This window comes from Nocardioides sp. HDW12B (assembly GCF_011299595.1).
In the GTDB taxonomy this organism is placed as follows: domain Bacteria; phylum Actinomycetota; class Actinomycetes; order Propionibacteriales; family Nocardioidaceae; genus Marmoricola_A.
On record NZ_CP049867.1, the window covers coordinates 1444771 to 1462998 of the forward strand.

Annotated in this window: 15 protein-coding genes; 11 read left to right on the forward strand and 4 right to left on the reverse strand. The window is 73.2% G+C overall.

Annotated features, from left to right (window positions below; genetic code table 11):
• Positions 1–25 precede the first annotated feature (25 nt).
• Entirely contained in the window at positions 26–1054 is a 1029-nt protein-coding gene (locus G7072_RS06845) for a 6-phosphofructokinase (RefSeq protein ID WP_166084863.1), read from the forward strand.
• A gap of 182 nt (positions 1055–1236) precedes the next feature.
• Positions 1237–2589: a 3-deoxy-7-phosphoheptulonate synthase class II gene (locus tag G7072_RS06850; protein ID WP_166084864.1), complete on the forward strand. Its 1353-nt coding sequence runs from the start codon at positions 1237–1239 to the stop codon at positions 2587–2589.
• On the opposite strand, the gene G7072_RS06855 is transcribed toward G7072_RS06850, so the two are convergent.
• Positions 2510–3508 (reverse strand): EamA family transporter, encoded by a 999-nt coding sequence (locus G7072_RS06855; protein ID WP_166084865.1) that lies wholly within the window; start codon positions 3506–3508, stop codon positions 2510–2512. The genes G7072_RS06850 and G7072_RS06855 overlap by 80 nt on opposite strands.
• A 73-nt stretch (positions 3509–3581) precedes the next feature.
• On the opposite strand from G7072_RS06855, the gene G7072_RS06860 reads away from it, so the two are divergent.
• Together G7072_RS06860 and G7072_RS06865 are read left to right on the forward strand one after the other, a co-directional pair.
• A complete protein-coding gene (locus G7072_RS06860; protein ID WP_166084866.1) occupies positions 3582–4514 on the forward strand; it encodes a LysR family transcriptional regulator in 933 nt (310 codons plus the stop codon).
• A 10-nt stretch (positions 4515–4524) separates the two neighbouring features.
• Complete coding sequence (locus tag G7072_RS06865) at positions 4525–5517, forward strand: threonine aldolase family protein (protein WP_166084867.1); 993 nt, start codon at positions 4525–4527, stop codon at positions 5515–5517.
• Positions 5518–5632: 115 nt separating this feature from the next.
• Here the strand turns inward: G7072_RS06865 and G7072_RS06870 are convergent, their stop codons facing one another.
• The gene (locus G7072_RS06870; protein ID WP_166084868.1) at positions 5633–6238 is read right to left on the reverse strand and encodes a hypothetical protein; all 606 of its coding nucleotides are present in this window, start codon (positions 6236–6238) and stop codon (positions 5633–5635) included.
• A gap of 43 nt (positions 6239–6281) precedes the next feature.
• Positions 6282–7334, reverse strand: coding sequence for a 3-deoxy-7-phosphoheptulonate synthase (gene aroF / locus G7072_RS06875; RefSeq protein WP_166084870.1), 1053 nt, complete (start codon positions 7332–7334; stop codon positions 6282–6284).
• A gap of 543 nt (positions 7335–7877) precedes the next feature.
• On the opposite strand from aroF, the gene G7072_RS06880 reads away from it, so the two are divergent.
• From G7072_RS06880 to pgsA, 7 genes are all read left to right on the forward strand, one after another.
• Positions 7878–10511 carry a DNA translocase FtsK gene (locus G7072_RS06880; RefSeq protein ID WP_166084871.1) on the forward strand — a complete coding sequence of 878 codons (2634 nt, stop codon included), beginning with the start codon at positions 7878–7880 and terminating at the stop codon, positions 10509–10511.
• On the forward strand, positions 10508–12535 hold the full coding sequence (locus G7072_RS06885) for a helix-turn-helix domain-containing protein (RefSeq protein ID WP_166084872.1): 2028 nt from the start codon (positions 10508–10510) through the stop codon (positions 12533–12535). Before G7072_RS06880 ends, G7072_RS06885 begins: the two co-directional genes overlap by 4 nt.
• 115 nt (positions 12536–12650) lie before the next feature.
• The gene (locus G7072_RS06890; RefSeq protein ID WP_166084873.1) at positions 12651–13424 is read left to right on the forward strand and encodes an OmpA family protein; all 774 of its coding nucleotides are present in this window, start codon (positions 12651–12653) and stop codon (positions 13422–13424) included.
• A gap of 1 nt (position 13425) precedes the next feature.
• Positions 13426–13584 (forward strand): hypothetical protein, encoded by a 159-nt coding sequence (locus G7072_RS06895; protein ID WP_166084874.1) that lies wholly within the window; start codon positions 13426–13428, stop codon positions 13582–13584.
• Positions 13581–14315: a hypothetical protein gene (locus G7072_RS06900; RefSeq protein ID WP_166084875.1), complete on the forward strand. Its 735-nt coding sequence runs from the start codon at positions 13581–13583 to the stop codon at positions 14313–14315. Before G7072_RS06895 ends, G7072_RS06900 begins: the two co-directional genes overlap by 4 nt.
• Positions 14312–15793, forward strand: a complete 1482-nt coding sequence (rimO, locus tag G7072_RS06905; RefSeq protein WP_166084876.1) for a 30S ribosomal protein S12 methylthiotransferase RimO — start codon at positions 14312–14314, stop codon at positions 15791–15793. Before G7072_RS06900 ends, rimO begins: the two co-directional genes overlap by 4 nt.
• 23 nt (positions 15794–15816) lie before the next feature.
• Complete coding sequence (gene pgsA, locus G7072_RS06910; RefSeq protein WP_166084877.1) at positions 15817–16431, forward strand: CDP-diacylglycerol--glycerol-3-phosphate 3-phosphatidyltransferase; 615 nt, start codon at positions 15817–15819, stop codon at positions 16429–16431.
• Here pgsA and G7072_RS06915 read toward each other — a convergent pair.
• Entirely contained in the window at positions 16416–18212 is a 1797-nt protein-coding gene (locus G7072_RS06915) for a glycoside hydrolase family 15 protein (RefSeq protein ID WP_166084878.1), read from the reverse strand. The two genes, pgsA and G7072_RS06915, sit on opposite strands and share 16 nt — an antisense overlap.
• Between the last annotated feature and the right edge of the window lie 16 nt (positions 18213–18228).

Below are 18228 nucleotides of genomic sequence, written 5' to 3' on the forward strand. Positions count from 1 at the left end.
AACCCGATCCCGCTACGGTGCTGTCATGCGTATCGGAGTGCTCACCGGTGGTGGCGACTGTCCTGGACTCAACGCGGTCATCCGCGGCGTCGTGCGGAAGGGGGTCGGCACCTACGGCTTCGACTTCGTCGGCTTCCGCGACGGCTGGCGCGGTCCGCTGGAGAACCTCACGACCCCGCTGGGCGTCGACCAGGTCCGCGGCATCCTGCCGCGCGGCGGCACGATCCTGAAGTCGTCGCGGACCAACCCCTTCAAGGTCGAGAACGGCGTCGAGCGGATCAAGGAGAACCTGGCCGCCAACGACGTCGACGCCCTCATCGCCATCGGCGGCGAGGACACCCTCGGCGTGGCGACGAAGCTCGCCGACCTGGGCGTCAACGTCGTCGGCGTGCCCAAGACCATCGACAACGACCTGTCGGGCACCGACTTCACCTTCGGCTTCGACACCGCGGTCAACATCGCGATGGAGGCCATCGACCGGCTGCACACCACCGCCGAGTCCCACCACCGCGTGCTCGTCGTGGAGGTCATGGGCCGCCACGCCGGCTGGATCGCCCTGCACGCCGGCATGGCCGGCGGGGCCAACATCATCCTCATCCCCGAGAAGCCCTTCGACATCGCCAAGGTCTGCGAGTACGTCGAGCGCCGCTTCGAGACGCAGTACACGCCCATCGTCGTCGTCTCCGAGGGCGCCGTCCCCGTCGAGGGCGGCGACATGACGCTCGTCAGCGGCGAGAAGGACGCCTTCGGGCACGTCCGCCTCGGCGGCATCGGCGACCGGCTGGCCAAGGAGATCGAGGACCGCACCGGCAAGGAGGCCCGCGCGGTCGTCCTCGGTCACGTCCAGCGCGGCGGCACGCCCACCGCCTTCGACCGCTGGCTCGCCACCCGCTTCGGTCTCCAGGCCGTCACCGCCGTCGCCGAGGGCGACTTCGGGACGATGGTCGCCCTGCGCGGCAAGGACATCGTCCGCGTCCCGCTCATCGAGGGCACCGGCGAGCTCAAGGTCGTCTCGCCCGAGGAGTACGCCGAGGCCGAGGTCTTCTTCGGCTGACGCCGGCCCGATCCGGCCCGATCCGGCCCGATCCGGCCCGATCCGGCCCGATCCGGCCCGATCCGGCCCGATCCGGCCCGATCCGGCCCGATCCGGCCCGATCCGGCGCTGCCGACGTCGGACCCCGTCCGTCGCAGGGCGGCGGGCGGGAGCACCGGGTGGCGCCCACCTAGAATCGGGGCGTGACCTTCCCCGAACTCGCGACCCTGCACGCCCAGGGCGCGTCCCAGCAGCCGACGTGGAACGACCGGGACGCGGTCGACACCACCTATGCCCGGCTGCGCGCCGTCCCCCCGCTCGTGTTCGCCGGTGAGTGCGACGACCTCAAGGCCAAGCTCGCCGCGGTGACCCGCGGCGAGGCCTTCCTGCTCCAGGGCGGTGACTGCGCCGAGACCCTCGCGGGTGCGACGGCCGACAACGTGCGCGCCAAGCTGCGGGTGCTGCTGCAGATGGCCGTCGTGCTGACCTACGCCGCCTCCGTGCCGGTGGTGAAGCTGGGCCGCATCGCCGGGCAGTACGCCAAGCCGCGCTCGTCCGACCTCGAGACCCGTGACGGCGTGACGCTGCCGGCGTACCGCGGCGACGCCGTCAACGGCTACGAGTTCACGCCCGAGTCGCGCGAGCACCGCCCCGAGCGCCTGCTGGACGTCTACAACACCTCCGCCGCGACGCTGAACCTCGTGCGCGCCTTCGTCACCGGCGGGTACGCCGACCTCCGGCAGGTGCACGACTGGAACACAGACTTCGTTCGCTCCTCGCCGGTGGGCAAGCGCTACGAGCGGCTGGCGCGCGAGATCCAGCGGGCGCTGACCTTCATGGAGGCCATCGGCGCCGACCCGGACGAGTTCCACCGCGTCGACTTCCACTCCAGCCACGAGGCGCTGATCCTCGAGTACGAACACGCGCTGACCCGCATCGACAGCCGCACCGACAAGCCCTACGACGTCTCGGGCCACTTCCTGTGGATCGGCGAGCGCACCCGTCGGCTCGACGGCGCGCACGTCGAGATGCTCAGCCACATCCAGAACCCGATCGGCGTGAAGCTCGGCCCCACCACCTCGGCCGACGACGCGATCGCGCTGGCGCAGAAGCTCAACCCGGAGAACGAGCCGGGCCGGCTGACCTTCATCACCCGCATGGGCGCCAAGCGCATCCGCGAGGCGCTGCCCGAGCTGGTCGAGAAGGTGACCGCGGCCGGCATCCAGGTCGCCTGGGTCTGCGACCCGATGCACGGCAACACCTTCGAGGCGTCCAGCGGCTACAAGACCCGTCGCTTCGAGGACGTCATGGACGAGGTCCAGGGCTTCTTCGACGTCCACCGCGCGCTCGGCACCTGGCCCGGGGGGCTGCACGTCGAGCTGACCGGCGACAACGTCACCGAGTGCGTCGGCGGCGGTGAGGACCTGCTCGAGGCCGACCTCGCGAACTCCTACGAGTCGGTCTGCGACCCGCGGCTCAACCGCGTGCAGTCGTTGGAGCTGGCGTTCCTGGTGGCCGAGATGCTCTCCGAGGTCCACGTCCCGACCGAGGACTGACCGGGCCGGCCGGAGTTGCCGGAGTTGCCGGAGTGGGTGGACCGGCCGGGCCCGACGGCCTGCGCGACCGCGGACGACGTACGGCGACCAGCACGCCGACCAGCATGACCACGCCACCGCCGACCTCGAACGGACCCGGCACGTCACCGCGCACCAGCCACGAGGTCAGCATTGCCACCGGCGGGACCAGCAGGATCCACGGGACCACGGCGGCCGCCGGGTTGCGCGACAGCAGCGTGTTGAAGATGCCGTAGCCCACCAGCGAGGCCAGTCCCGCGGTGTAGAGGGTTGACAGCGCGGCCGGCCAGCCGAAGGCCGCGATCCCGGCCGCCACTTCGTCCGGCCCGTTCACGGCGAGGGCGAGCAGCAGGGCCGGCACGGGCACGACGATCCCCGACCACACCGTGAGGCCGAGTCCGCCGGGCACCCCCGCAGCGCGGGCGACCACGTTGCCGACGCCCCAGCTGAGGGCGGCGGCCAGGCACAGCAGCAGCGCGACCAGCGGCACGGTCGCCTCGCGGCCGACACCGACCGTCACCAGGCCTGTGACGCCCAGGGCGACGCCGACGACCTGGGGTCGGGTGGGCCGCTCGCCCAGGGCGCCGGCGGCGATGACGACGGTGAAGATGACCTGGGCCTGAAGCACGAGCGCGGCCAGCCCGGGGGGCATGCCGGCCTCCAGCGAGAGGTAGAGGAAACCGAACTGGCCGAGCGACATGAGGCTCCCCACGGCCAGCAGCGTCCGCCAGCCGACGTCGGGGCGCGGCACGAGCAGCACGGCGGGGAAGACCACCGCGACGAACCGGATCGCGAGGAACAGCAGCGGCGGGACGCCCGCCATGCCTTCGTCGATGACCAGGAAGTTCACGCCCCACAGCAGGGCCACCAGGGCGGCGAGCAGGCAGTCGCGTCGGGTCACGGGTCCATGCTCGTCGACAAGGACCGTGAAGCACCAGCGCACAGATCTGCGGTCCACTCGGTAGCGTGGCTTCATGATCGATCTCGCTGCCCTGGAGTCGCTGCGCGCTGTGGCCCACCACGCGTCGGTCAACGGCGCGGCCCGGGCGCTCGGATTCACGCCGAGCGCGGTCTCCCAGCAGGTGAAGCGGCTCGAGCGGGGCGTCGGGGTGCCCCTGCTGGAGCGCGTGGGACGCGGCGTCGTGCTGACCGCCGCCGGGCAGCGGCTCGTCGACGACACCGGCGAGCTGCGCGAGCGGCTGGAGCGGATCGAGGCCGAGGTGCGCCTGGCGGCGGGGGAGGTCGCCGGGTCGCTGCAGGTCGCGACCTTCTCGACCGCCACGCGCGGGCTCGTGGGCCCGGTCCTGCGCCGTCTGCGGGAGGAGCACCCCGACCTCCAGGTCACCCTGCAGGAGCAGGAGCCCTGGGACACCGTCGACCTCGTGGCCACCGGACGCGTCGACCTCGGTCTCGCCCACAGCTGGGGCGACCTGCCGCTGACCGTGCCCGCGCACGTGCGCACCACGGACGTGGCCCGCGACGTCGCCGACGTGCTCGTGCCCGTCGACCACCCGCTGGCGGCGCGCGAGAGCGTGCGGCCCACCGACCTGCGCGAGGTCGACTGGGTGGCCACCGCGAGCGGCACGATCTGCCGCCAGTGGCTGTCCCGGATGTACGTCGGCACCGGCACCTCGCCGCGCATCGTCCACGAGGCCGCCGAGTTCGACTCCCACGTCGCCGTGGTCGCCGCCGGGCTCGCCGTCGCGCTGGTGCCCCGGCTCGGCCGGGCCGCCCTGCCGGCGGAGGTGGTGGCAGTGCCGGTCGTCGACCCCGTCCCCGAGCGGACCGTCACCGCGCTGCACCGCCGCAGCATGGACAGCTCCCCGGCGGTGCGGGCCCTGCTCGCCGCCCTCGTCGAGGCGCCCGGCGGCCACCTCGCCCGAGGGGCGCCCGCGTCGCCTGCCTAGGGTGGCTCGCGTGATCGACCTCCGCAGCGACACCGTCACCCGACCGACCGCCTCCATGCGCCGCGCCATGGCCGAGGCCGAGGTGGGCGACGACGTCTACGGCGAGGACCCGACCGTCCGGGCGCTGGAGGAGAAGGTCGCCGGCCTGCTGGGCAAGGAGGCGGCGCTGTTCACCGCCACCGGGTCGCTGGCCAACGTGCTCGCCGTGCGGTCGCTGGTCGGCGTCGGCCAGGAGGTGCTCTGCGAGGCCTCGGCCCACATCGCGCGCGCCGAGCTCGGGGTGCACGCCGCCGTCACCGGCCTGACGATGCGGACCTGGGTCGGGCGGCCCCTCGACCTGGCGACGATCGAGTCGATGTTCGCCCCCGACATGGGGCCGTTCTTCGTGCCGACCCGGGCGATCTCGGTCGAGAACACCCACAACTTCGGCGGGGGAGCGGTCGTCCGCATCGACGACCTCCGGTCGCTGCGGGAGTACGCCGACCGTCACGGGGTCGGCGTACACCTGGACGGGGCGCGGCTGTGGAACGCCCACGTGGCGACCGGCACCCCGCTCACGGCGTACGGCGAGGTGGCCGACGTCCTGGCGGTCTGCCTCAGCAAGGGGCTCGGCGCCCCGATCGGCTCGCTGGTGGTCGGGTCCGCCGAGGTGATCGCCGAGGCGCGCGTCTGGCGCAAGCGGCTCGGGGGAGGGATGCGGCAGGTCGGGATCCTGGCCGCGGCCGGCATCCACGCCCTCGACCACCACCTCGAGCGGCTGGCCGAGGACCACGAGCACGCCGGGATCCTGGCCGAGGCGTGCGGGGTCGACCCGACCGGCGTGGACACCAACATCGTGGTGGTCCCGCACCCCGACCCGGCCCGCGTCGTGGCCGCGGCCCGCGAGGAGGGCCTGCTCGTCAGCGCCGTCGGCGCCACGTCCCTGCGGCTCGTCACGCACCTCGACGTCGACCGCGCCGCCGTCGACCGTGCCGCCGCGATCCTCCCGCCCCTCCTGGCCTGACCCGGGGACCCGCATGTAACGCGGGGTTATGGACGCCGACCAAGGAGCACAACCCGTGCGAGGCGTCCACAAGCCTCGGTCGGAAGGGCCGCAACGGCCCTCGTCACCTCGGCGGTCACCCCGGCGGGCGGAGACCCACCTCGCTGAGCTCCAGTCGAGCCAGCGCCCGTACGGCGTCAGGGTCGCCGCGCCGCCAAGCACCTGCGGGGTCGTCGCTGATGCGTGCCAGCCGGTGCAGCGGCTGGTGGGCCAGCGCCCGGAGCGCGAACAGGTCGAGGTCGTCGGCGGTGTCGACGAAACGCTGCCCGGCTGCCGCCTCCCGCGCGAACGCCCAGCGGCGCGGCACGTAGAGCGCCAGAGCCAGCAGGATCGGCACCACCCCGATGGCCAGCGCCAGCCAGAAGGCCAGCGTCTCGACCGCGTCGACCTGGTCGAGGCCGGCAGCCGCCAGCCGGTCGGCCGCGTCCCCGGCGCCGTCGAAGGGCGTCCGCAGCTCGTCACCGATCAGCGGTGCCCCGTCGACCGCGCTGCCGGCCTCGCGCAACCGCTCGGCCAGCCCGGCCGACGCCTCGTTGACCTGCTCGCCGGGCTCGGCGAGCAGCATCACGGCGTCGTGGACCAGCCGGGCCAGCAGCACCGACCCCACCACCCAGGCCACGAGCAGGAGGTCGCCGGTCGCCTGGACGGCACGGCGGGCGGGCAGGTCGGCGTACAGCTTCATGCCGGGGATCCTGCCCCGCTCGTGCCCGTCCAGACGGGACCGGTCAGGCCGTCGTACGCACCTTCGCCCCGGCGTCGTGACGCCCCAGCACCGGCGGGAGCTGGCGCATCGCCTGGGCCAGCGAGCGCAGGTCGCTGCCGAACAGCGCCTGCGGGCCGTCGCAGAGCGCATCCTCCGGGTTCGGGTGCACGTCGACGATGACGCCGTCGGCGCCCACTGCAACCGCGGCGCGCGAGAGGGGTACGACGAGCTCGCGCAGCCCGCCCGCGTGGGAGGGGTCGACGATGATCGGCAGGTGGCTCTTGGCCTGCACCACCGGCACCGCGGAGATGTCGAGGGTGTTGCGCGTCGCGGGCTCGAAGGTGCGGATGCCGCGCTCGCAGAGGACCACGTCGAGGTTGCCGCGCTGGGCGATGTACTCCGCCGCCATCAGCCACTCCTCGATCGTCGCGGTCATCCCGCGCTTGAGCAGCACCGGCTTGCCGGCGTCGCCGGCGGCCTGCAGCAGCCCGAAGTTGGCCATGTTGCGGGTACCGATCTGCAGCATGTCGGCGTGCTCGGCCACCACCGGCACGTCGCGGGCGTCGACGACCTCGGTCACCACGGGCAGCCCGGTCGCCTCGCGCACGCCGGCGAGGATCTCCAGGCCGCGGACGCCCAGGCCCTGGAAGGCGTACGGCGACGTGCGCGGCTTGAAGGCTCCGCCGCGCATGATCGACGCACCGGCTGCCTTGGCCATCTCCACCGCCTCGAGCGTCTGCTGCTCGGACTCGACGGCACAGGGCCCGGCGATGAACGTGAAGGTGTCGGGACCGATCGGCACCTGGTGGCCGCGGGGGCCCACCCAGACAGTGCTGCGGTCCGCGTGGTGCTGGCGGCTGACCAGCTTGAACGGGTCCGAGATGCGGTGCACGTCGGCCACGCCGGGCAGGGTGCGCAGGTTGAGGCCGTGGAAGGAGTCGATGTCACCGACCAGGCCGATGATCGTGCGCACCAGCCCCTTGCTGACGAACGCCGACCCTCCGACGCCCTCGACCTTCTCCACCACGTGCGCGATGTCCGCGTCCGTGGCCTCCGGCGCCATCACGACGACCATGGGTTCCTCTTCTCTGTGGTCCCGGGTGAGCGGGATGGGTGGGTCGCCCCCGGCACGGCTCGAGACATGCGAAACGCCCCTCGCGTGAGCCAGGGGCGTTGGTGGAGCAGCGGGCGTCGTCTAACCGAGCCGGCTGCTCGGGCACCCCGAGCGGCAAGCAAAGGCATAGGTCCACGAGCGCTGCACGGGACCAGGCTAGGGGCGCGTCCGATCGGCGTCACGGACGTTCCGGCATGCGGACGCCGGTCGGTGCGGCGCGTCGTACGGCGGGGCGGGGCGTCGTACGACGGGGCCGGTCGTCGTGCGGCGGAACGGGGGGGCGTACGGCGGGGCGGGGCTTCCGCGCGAGGGTTGTGGACGCCTCCCACGGGTTGTGACCCTTGCCCGGCGTCCATAACCCCGCGTTACATGCGTGGTCCTGGGTTACGTGCCTGGTCCTGCGCACATGGCTGGACCCGCGTGACACGGCGGAGGGCAGCGGAGGGGTGGGTGTGCGGCGTGGGAACCGTGTGACGGGAGTGGCGGTCGCGTAGATTCGCCCGCATGGCGACCCGTACGTCTTCCCCACCGCGGTCGCGAGCCACCGGCAGCACCAAGACCTCGACCCGGAGCACCTCCGGATCGGGCTCGCGGAGCACCAGCAGCTCGAAGTCGCGGTCGTCCGGCAGCCAGGCACGTCGTACCTCGGGCAAGGGCTCCTCGTCGAGGAAGCGCCCCGCACCCCGCGCCGTACGCAGCGGACCTGGCCCCATCCTCCGTGCCTTCACCGCGCTCGGCCACGGCCTCGCCGGGCTGTGGCTCGGCATCGCGCACGTCCTCGGGGGTGCGGTCCGCCGGGTCACCGGTGCGGCCCGCGACCTCGACGCGGACCACCGTCGCGACGGCCTCGGCCTGACGCTCATCGGCCTCGCGGTCGTCGTGGCCGCCTCGGTCTGGTGGCGGCTGCCGGGAGGCGTCGGCGAGACCACCCGCACGGTCGTCAACGGCTCCGTCGGCCTCCTGGGCTGGTTCGTCCCGCTGGCGCTCGTCGGCATCGGCGTCGTCACCCTGCGCAACCCCGAGAGCACCGGCCCGGCCGGGCGCCAGGTCATCGGCTGGAGCTCGCTGCTCTTCGGCGTCCTCGGGCTCATCCACATCAGCCACGGCAGCCCGCGCGGCACCCAGACCCAGGCGCTGCACGAGGCCGGGGGAGCGGTCGGCTTCGTCGTCGGCTCGCTGTCCACCGACCTGCTGCGCAGCACCTACGTCGCGGTGCCGCTGCTGGTGCTCATGGCGCTGTTCGGTCTGCTGGTGGTCACCGCGACGCCGGTCTACAAGATCCCCGAGCGCTTCGCCGCCGCCCGCGACCTCATGCTCGGCCGTCGCCACGGCGACGCCGAGGAGCAGGCCGCCGCCGTCGTGCCCGAGCAGCCCACCCGCCGCAGCCGCACCCGCCGCCGGCAGGGCGCCATGGCCGGCACCGACGACGACTTCACCCCCGAGGGCGACCCCGCCTACGACAGCCCGGTGGCCGTCGAGCCCGACCCCTCGGTCGGACGCCGCAAGCGCGGACGCTCGGCCGCCTCCGACGCCGCCGCGGCGGCCCCCGACGCGGTCGCGGTCGCGATGGCCGGCCTGGGGGAGGAGCGCGACGAGCCCTCCGAGCAGGTCGAGCCGCCGCCGCACACCCCGCTGCCCGCCCGCGTCGAGCAGCTCGCGCTGTCCGGCGACATCGCCTACTCACTGCCCGGCAACGAGGTCCTCAAGCCCGGCAGCGTGCACAAGGCGCGCTCCAAGGCCTCCGACGAGGTCGTGGCCCGGCTGACCGAGGTGCTCGAGCAGTTCGACATCGACGCCCAGGTCACCGGCTACACCCGCGGCCCGACCGTCACGCGCTACGAGGTCGAGCTCGGCCCCGCGGTCAAGGTCGAGAAGGTCACCGCGCTGGGCAAGAACATCGCCTACGCCGTCGCCTCGGCCGACGTGCGGATCCTCTCGCCGATCCCCGGCAAGAGCGCCATCGGCATCGAGATCCCCAACATCGACAAGGAGATCGTCTCCCTCGGCGACGTGCTGCGGTCGAACAACGCCCGCAACGACCACCACCCGATGATCGTCGGGCTCGGCAAGGACGTCGAGGGCGGCTTCGTGGTCGCCAACCTTGCGAAGATGCCCCACCTGCTGGTGGCGGGCGCGACCGGCTCCGGCAAGTCGAGCTTCATCAACTCGATGATCAGCTCGCTGCTCATGCGCTCCACGCCCGACGAGGTCCGCATGATCCTGGTGGACCCCAAGCGCGTCGAGCTCAACGCCTACGAGGGCATCCCACACCTGATCACGCCCATCATCACGAACCCCAAGAAGGCCTCCGAGGCGCTGGCGTGGGTCGTGCGCGAGATGGACATGAGGTACGACGACCTCGCCGCGTTCGGCTTCCGCCACGTCGACGACTTCAACAAGGCCGTCCGGGCCGGCAAGGTGCAGGTGCCGCAGGGCAGCGAGCGCGTGCTGGCGCCGTACCCGTATCTCCTGGTGGTCGTCGACGAGCTCGCCGACCTCATGATGGTCGCCCCGCGCGACGTCGAGGACGCCGTCGTCCGCATCACCCAGCTCGCGCGTGCCGCCGGCATCCACCTGATCCTGGCCACGCAGCGACCCAGCGTCGACGTCGTCACCGGCCTCATCAAGGCCAACGTGCCGTCGCGACTCGCCTTCGCCACCTCGAGCCTCGCCGACAGCCGGGTCATCCTCGACCAGCCGGGCGCGGAGAAGCTCGTGGGCCAGGGTGACGGCCTGTTCCTGCCGATGGGCGCCTCCAAGCCGGTGCGCGTGCAGGGCTCGTGGGTCACCGAGGCCGAGGTGCACCAGGTCGTCAAGCACTGCAAGGAGCAGCTGCAGCCGGCCTACCGCGACGACGTCACCGCTCCGGCCGCCGCCAAGCGCGACCTGGACGACGACATCGGCGACGACCTCGACCTCGTGGTCGCCGCGATCGAGCTCGTGGTGTCCACGCAGTTCGGTTCCACCTCGATGTTGCAGCGCAAGCTGCGTGTCGGCTTCGCCAAAGCGGGTCGGTTGATGGACATTCTGGAGAGCAGGGGCGTGGTCGGTCCCAGCGAGGGTTCCAAGGCCCGCGACGTCCTCATCAAGCCTGATGACCTGGACGGGGTCATCGCCACTGTGCAGGGAGAGCAATGAGCGCACAGCCCATCGAGAAGTCCGCCGGTCAGGACAGCGACGGCCTCGAGCCCGAGGAGGGCCCCGGCGGCCCGGCGCCCGAGCGCGGCAGCGCCCCGGAGCAGATCGAGGTGCGCCACCAGGCCGCGGTCTCGCTGCTGCTCGGGGTCGCCACCTCGGCCATCGCGATCGCCTACCTCTGGCGTGCGGTCTCGACCGGCGCGACGTTCGACTGGATGCTGTGCGCGGTCCTCGCGGTCCTGAGCGTGGGCCTGTTCCGCAACCTGCTCGACGCCCGCCTGCCGCTGCTGGTGGCCGACGAGCTCGGCGTCCGCTTCCGGCTGGGTCGCCAGTGGCGCGGCCTGCCCTGGGAGGCCGTGGACCGCATCACCGTCACCCCGCGCCGCGGCGCGCTGCGTGACGGCCGGCTGGTCGTCTCACTGCACCACATGCACCGCGCCATCGAGGGCATCGAAGGTCGCGCCCGCCGTCACGCCCGCCTCAACCAGAAGATGTACGGCGCCGTCCTCGCCGTCCCGCTCGGCCTGACCACCCGCATCAGCCACGCCACCGAGGACACCCTGCAGGAGCGCATCGCCGAGCTGGCCCACGGCCGCGCCGAGGTCGTCACCCTCCTGCCCGAGCCCAAGCCGGAGGCCGACACGGTCCCGGCCGCGCGGCGTCCCGACCACGACACCGACGCGACCGACGACGCCGGCTACGACGCGGCCCCTGACACGACCCCTGACACGGCCTTTGACACGGCTTACGGCACAGTCCACGACACCTCCTACGGCGTCACCGACCGCGCCGACCACGGCACTGCGTGGGGGACCGACGGCGCCGCGGCGCCCGACAGCCTCGACCGGGTGGACGGCCCCGACAGCCTCGACCGCACGGACGTCGCCGGTTTCTTCGACGGCACCGAGGAGCCGCGCCCCGCCGGGGACCGTCGCCTCCGGTGGCTGCGTCGCAGCTCGCGCACCGAGGAGACCGTCTCCGACGTCGAGGAGTCGGTCGAGCCGCTCGACCCCGACCTCGACGACGACCTCGCGACCGGTGGGTCGCCGGCGGCGTACGGCGGCGCGGCCGCCTTCCACGCCGCTCCCGAGGTCCGTCCCACGACCGACCCGGAGCCGGACCCGACGGTCAGCGCCGAGCGCGACGGCGTCCGTCCGCTCGACCCGAAGACCAGCATGCCGAGCCAGGTGTCGGCCTACGCCTCATCGAAGGTGCGGGCCATCTCGCGCCTCGGCGAGCCCGTCGCACCCCTGGTGATCGAGGAGTTCGAGCCGCACCCCGCCTACGACCCGGTCATCGGGCCCGACCTGGCCGCCGCGCGCACCCGGGTCGGTCTCAGCGTCGACGAGCTGGCCGACCGGACCCGCATCCGGCCCCACGTCATCGAGTCCATCGAGGTCGACGACTTCACCCCGTGCGGCGGCGACTTCTACGCCCGCGGCCACATCCGCACCCTGGCCCGCGTCCTGGGCAAGGACCCGGCTCCGATGCTGGCGGCCTTCGACAGCCGCTACGCGACCGCACCGATCAGCCCCCGCCGCGTCTTCGAGGCCGAGCTGGCCACCGGTCTCACCGGCAGCATGCGCAGCACCCGCGGCGGGCCGAACTGGGCGCTGATGATCGGCGCGGTGCTGACGCTGGTGCTGATCTGGAGCGCCGTGCGGCTGTTCTCGGTCGACTCCGAGACGGCGTTCGAGGCCCCGCCGCCGGTGCTCAACGGGTCCTCGGGCCTCGGCAACGGCTTCGGCGAGCCGGAGGCGGCCGCCCCGGCGGCGTCGGTGCAGGCCGTCATCGCGGCGGTCCAGGCCGGGGCCAACGTCGAGGTCCGCGACGCCGGTGGCGCGTTGGTCTTCGAGGGCGACCTGGTCATCGGCGAGGTGAAGACCCTCACCGTCACCCCGCCGGTCACGGTCACCACCGACGACGGGGGCGCGGTGTCGGTCACCGTCGCCGGACGCGACCTCGGGTTCCTCGGCGAGACCGCTCAGCCGGCGACGAAGGTGTTCCAGGCCCCCTCCCGGTGAGGTCGCGGATCGGTCTCTTCCGCCCCTCGCAGGCCCGCTCGCTGCTACGTTCGATGCCGTCGGGAGACGCCCCACTCGCACCGGGCGTCACACCGTTCCCTCTCAGGAGCGTCGGATGAAGGACGAGTCACCCGCGGAGTCGCCGCAGGACGGAGCCGACGCCGGCACCGCCCCCGACGGCGCGTCGCGGACCGAGCAGCGGTTGGTCACGCGCCGTCGCCGGGTCCGTCGACCGCTGGGCGGCGCCTTCTGGCTCACCGCCCTGCTGCTCGCGGCCGCCCTGGCGGCCGGTGCGACGTACACGCAGCGCGACGGGGTGGAGACCGCGCTCGCCGCCGACGTCGACAAGCGCCTGGCTGCCAAGGGCCTCGGCAAGGTGGCGGTGACCCTCGAGGGGCGCAGCGTCACGGCGGCGGTCCCGGCCGGCGAGGACGAGGACAAGGTCGAGCGCGTGGTCGCCGGCGTGAGCGGCGTCGCGGAGGTCGAGACCACCCAGGCGTTCGCCAACGCCAAGCAGCGCCGCACCTGCGAGTCGCTCGCCCGCGAGCTCGACCAGGCCACGAACAACCAGCGGATCCCGTTCGCCGGGGCGTCCACCCAGCTCACCTCCGAGGGCCAGGCGCTCGTGGGGGCCGCCGCCCGGGTGCTCAAGGAGTGCCCGGTCGGCGACGTGGTGGTCGGTGGTCACTCCGACGACGACACCCCCGACTTCTCGACGCTGTCTCTGCAGCGCGCCCAGGTCATGGTCGACCTGCTCGTGCGCAACGGTGTGGACCGCAGCCGGATGGAGGCGCGCGGCTACGGCGACCAGTTCCCGGTCGACGACGCCGACACCGCGGCCGCGGTGCAGCGCAACCAGCGCGGCGAGATCAGTGCGGAGGGCAGCTGACATGTGGCGCTGGTACGTCGAGGTGGCCTTCCTGGTGGTGCTCTGCTTCGCCGCCGGCGCGGCCGTGGCCGCGCTGGTGATCGCGCGCGTGCTGCCGCAGGCGTCCGCCCCCACGGCGCCGACGGACACGCCCGGCGAGGGCGGGGCGAGCACGCCATGACCTGGTTGCTGGGCCAGCTGTGGTCGTTCCTGCTGCTGTCGGCGCTGCTCGGCGCCGCCACCGTGGTCGTGTGGAGCGTGCGACGCGAGAGCGTCGAGGTGTGGGAGGACGTGCCCGTCGCGCCCCCGGTCGTCGAGCCCGAGGCGTCCGACCCCGCGGACGACGAGGAGCAGCCGACGCCCACCGCGGTGGGCACGCCGCTCCCCGTCGACGCCGACGACCCGAGCTCGCCGTTCCCGGTGAGCACCGCCGACGGTCCGGCCCCCTGGGAGGCCGAGGAGCTCTGGTCGCGACCGGCCCGCCTCGGTGCCGGTGGCGAGCCGCGCCGACCCAAGGACGAGTGGACCGAGGCGGCGGAGAACTGGCGCAGCTGGGCCGACGAGGCCACCGGACGCGGGTACGCCGCGGCCGACGACACGACCTCCAGCCGTGACCGCGACCTGTTCGCGGCCGACCGGGACCTGTTCGCGGCCGACCGCGACGAGGAGCAGCCCGCCGCTGCGGCGGGACCCGCGACCGAGCCCTCGGGGTACGACGAGCCGGTCGAGGTGTTCCCCGGTATGGGGGCGCAGGAGCCCGACGTCTTCCCCTACGCCCGCCCGGTGGAGGCGCCGCCGAGCAGGGACGAGACGATGGACCCCATGGACGACCACGAGATGACCGACGACGAGCGTGAGGCCGCCGAGATCCGGCGCCTGCGCGAGCAGGCCCGACGCGGCGACCCCGCGTGAGCGGCCCCACCACCTCCCAGCCCCCGACCACTGTCGCCCTGGTGACCCTGGGCTGCGCCCGCAACGAGGTCGACTCCGAGGAGCTGGCCGGGCGGCTGGCCGCCGACGGCTTCGCCCTGGTCTCGGACCCCGAGGACGCCGACGCCGTGGTGGTCAACACCTGCGGCTTCGTGGAGGCCGCCAAGAAGGACTCGGTCGACACGCTCCTCGCCGCCTCGGACCTCAAGGAGTCCGGCCGCACGCAGTCGGTCGTGGCGGTCGGCTGCCTGGCCGAGCGCTACGGCAAGGACCTGGCGGAGGCGCTCCCGGAGGCCGACGCGATCCTCGGCTTCGACGACTACCCCGACATCTCCGCGCGGCTGCGCCGGATCATGGCGGGCGAGACCCACGCCGCCCACACCCCCCAGGACCGGCGGCACCTGCTCCCGATCGCGCCGGCCGAGCGGGGCGGAGCCGCCGTCGACGTCGTCGTACCGGGGCACACGGTGGCGGCGCCGGACCTGCCCGTGGGCGTGGCGCCCGCCTCGGGACCCCGCCCGGTCCGCCGACGCCTCGACACCGGACCGATGGCTCCCCTCAAGCTCGCCAGCGGCTGCGACCGCCGGTGCACCTTCTGCGCGATCCCGTCCTTCCGCGGCTCCTTCGTCTCGCGCCGACCCTCGGACGTGCTCGGCGAGGCGCGCTGGCTGGCCGAGCAGGGCGTGCGCGAGCTGTTCCTGGTCAGCGAGAACTCGACGTCCTACGGCAAGGACCTCGGCGACCTGCGGCTGCTCGAGACGATGCTGCCCAAGCTCGCCGGGATCGACGGCGTGGAGCGGGTGCGGGTGTCCTACCTGCAGCCGGCCGAGACCCGGCCCGACCTGGTGCGCGCCATCGCCACGACGCCGGGGGTGGCGTCGTACTTCGACCTGTCCTTCCAGCACGCCTCACCCACGGTGCTGCGCCGGATGAAGCGCTTCGGCGACCCCGACAGCTTCCTGGGGCTGCTGGAGTCGATCCGCACCCTCGACCCGACCGCGGGCGTGCGCTGCAACGTCATCGTCGGCTTCCCCGGCGAGACCGAGGACGACGTGGAGGTGCTCACCGACTTCCTGGAGCGGGCGCGCCTCGACGTCGTCGGCGTCTTCGGCTACTCCGACGAGGACGGCACCGAGGCGGCCGGCTTCGACGGCAAGATCGACGAGGCCGAGGTCGCCGAGCGGGTCCGCCACGTCACGGGGCTGGTCGAGGAGCTGACCGCCCAGCGTGCTGAGGACCGGGTCGGCGACGAGGTTGCCGTGCTCGTGGAGCGCGTCGACGGCGACGAGGTCGAGGGCCGGGTGGAGCAGCAGGGCCCCGAGGTGGACGGTACGACGACCGTCGGCGGGCTCGACGCGCTGACGGCACCCGTCGGGGTCGGGGACCTGGTGCGCGCCCGCGTCACCGGCTCCAGCGGCGTCGACCTGTTGGCGACCGCGCTGCCGGAGACGGCAGGATGACCCCGGTGGACGAAGGGCGAGCGATGAGCGACCGACCGGCACCCAGCAACTGGAACGTGCCGAACGCCCTGACGACCCTGCGCATCGTCATGGTGCCGTTCTTCGCCTGGGCCCTGCTCGTCGACGACGGCGGCTCGACCGGGTGGCGCTGGGTCGCCTTCGGGCTGTTCGGGGCCGCGATGGTCACCGACAAGATCGACGGCGACCTCGCCCGCAAGCACGACATCGTCACCGACTTCGGCAAGATCGCCGACCCCATCGCCGACAAGGCGCTGACCGGGATGGCCTTCGTCGGGCTGTCGATCATCGGCGAGCTGTGGTGGGCCGTGACCGTGGTGGTGCTGATCCGCGAGTGGGGCATCACCGTGATGCGCTTCTGGCTGATCCGCCGCGGCGTCGTGATGCCCGCCGGCCGCGGCGGCAAGCTCAAGACCGTCGTGCAGACGCTGGCCCTCGCGCTGCTGATCATGCCGCTGCGCCAGCTCGACGGGGGCTGGGAGCCGGTCGGCCTCGTGGTCTGGTGGATCGGCCTGGCCGCGATGGCGGCGGCAGTCGCCCTCACGGTGTGGACGGGCGTCGAGTACGTCCGCGACACCGTCCGAGCGCAGCGCCGCCAGAGCGGTCAGCCGGCGGACTGAGCGAGGTCCAGCGCGGCGTCGACCAGCGCGAGGTGCGACAGCGCCTGCGGGAAGTTGCCGGCCTGGCAGTCCGAGACCGGGTCGATCTCCTCGGCGAGCAGCCCGACGTCGTTGCGGCGCTCCAGCAGCCGCTCGAAGAGGGCGGTCGCGTCGTCGTGGCGACCGGCAGCGGCGTACGCCGAGACGAGCCAGAACGAGCAGGCGACGAACGCGTACTCCTCGCCGGTGAGGCCGTCGACCCCGGAGGACGTGCGGTAGCGGCGTACCAGCCCGTCCTCGAACAGGTCCTCCTCGATGGCGCGGATCGTGCCCAGCATCAGCTCGTCGTCGCCGTCGATGAAGCCCAGCCCGGGCAGCACCAGCAGCGAGGCGTCGACCTCGGTGGTGTCGTAGTGCTGGGTGAAGGTGCCGCGCTCGCGGTCGACGCCGCGCTCGAGGATCTCGGCGCGCACGTCGTCGCGCACCTGGCGCCACCGCTCGACCGGTCCCTCGAGCCCGTCCTCCTCGACGGCCCGCACCGCGCGGTCGAAGGCGACCCAGACCAGGACGCGGGAGTGGGTGAAGTGCCGCTGCTCGCCGCGGATCTCCCAGATGCCGTGGTCGGGCTGCTGCCACCGCTGGGCCAGGTGCTCGACGAGGACCCGCTGCAGGGACCAGGAGTCCGCTGAGTCCTCCAACCCGGTCGAGCGGGCCAGGTGCAGCGCCGCCAGCACCTCGCCGAAGACGTCGGCCTGCTGCTGCCCGACGGCGCCGTTGCCGATGCGCACCGGGGAGGAGCCCTGGTAGCCGGCCAGGTGCTCGAGCTCGCGCTCGGGCAGGTCACGGCCGCCGTCGACGGCATACACGATCTGGAGGTCCTGGGGGTCGCCCGCGACCGCGCGCAGCAGCCAGGAGCGCCAGAGGCTCGCCTCGTGGCGGTAACCGGAGCGCAGCAGCGAGCCCAGCGTCATCGACGCGTCGCGCAGCCAGCAGTAGCGGTAGTCCCAGTTGCGGCTGCCGCCGAAGTCCTCCGGCAGGCTCGTCGTCGGCGCGGCCACGATCCCGCCGGTGCCGCCGTGGGTCAGCAGCCGCAGCGTCAGCAGCGAGCGCACCACCGCGTCGCGGTAGGACCCGTCGTAGCTGCAGTGGTCGGCCCAGGCCTGCAGCAGCTCGCGGGTCTCCTCCACGCGGGCCGCGACGTCGCCGGCGTCGGGGATCTCGTGGTGCGAGGCGTTCCAGACCGTCACGAACTCGAGCCGGTCGCCCGCGCCGACGTCGAACTCGTCGACGTGGTGGCCGTCCTCGCGGGTGGGGAGCCGGGAGCCGCGCAGCACGAGCCGGTCGGGGCCGGCGACGGCCATGATGATCTCCTGGCCGTCCTGCTGCTCGCGGCGCACCCACGGGCGGATGCCGCCGTACCCGAAGCGGACGATCCACTCGTGGCGCACGCGGACCGTGCCCTCCACGCCCTCGACGACACGGACCAGGTCGGCGCGTCCGTCGCCCACGGGCATGGCGTCGGTGACGGTGACGACCCCAGTCGGGGTCGTGAACGTCGTCTCGAGGATCGAGGTGTCGCCGACGTAGCGACGCGAGACCTCGACCTCGTCGTCGTCACCCTGGCTGAGCGCAGCCGGGCCGATCAGCCAGCGACCGTTGTCGCGGTCGCCCAGCAGTGCGGCGAAGCACGCGGGGGAGTCGAAGCGGGGGAGGCAGAGCCAGTCGACCGAGCCGTCCTTCCCGATGAGGGCGCCGGTGCCGGTGTCGCCGATCAGGGCGTAGTCCTCGATGGGGAGGGGCATGGCCGCTACCGTAGCC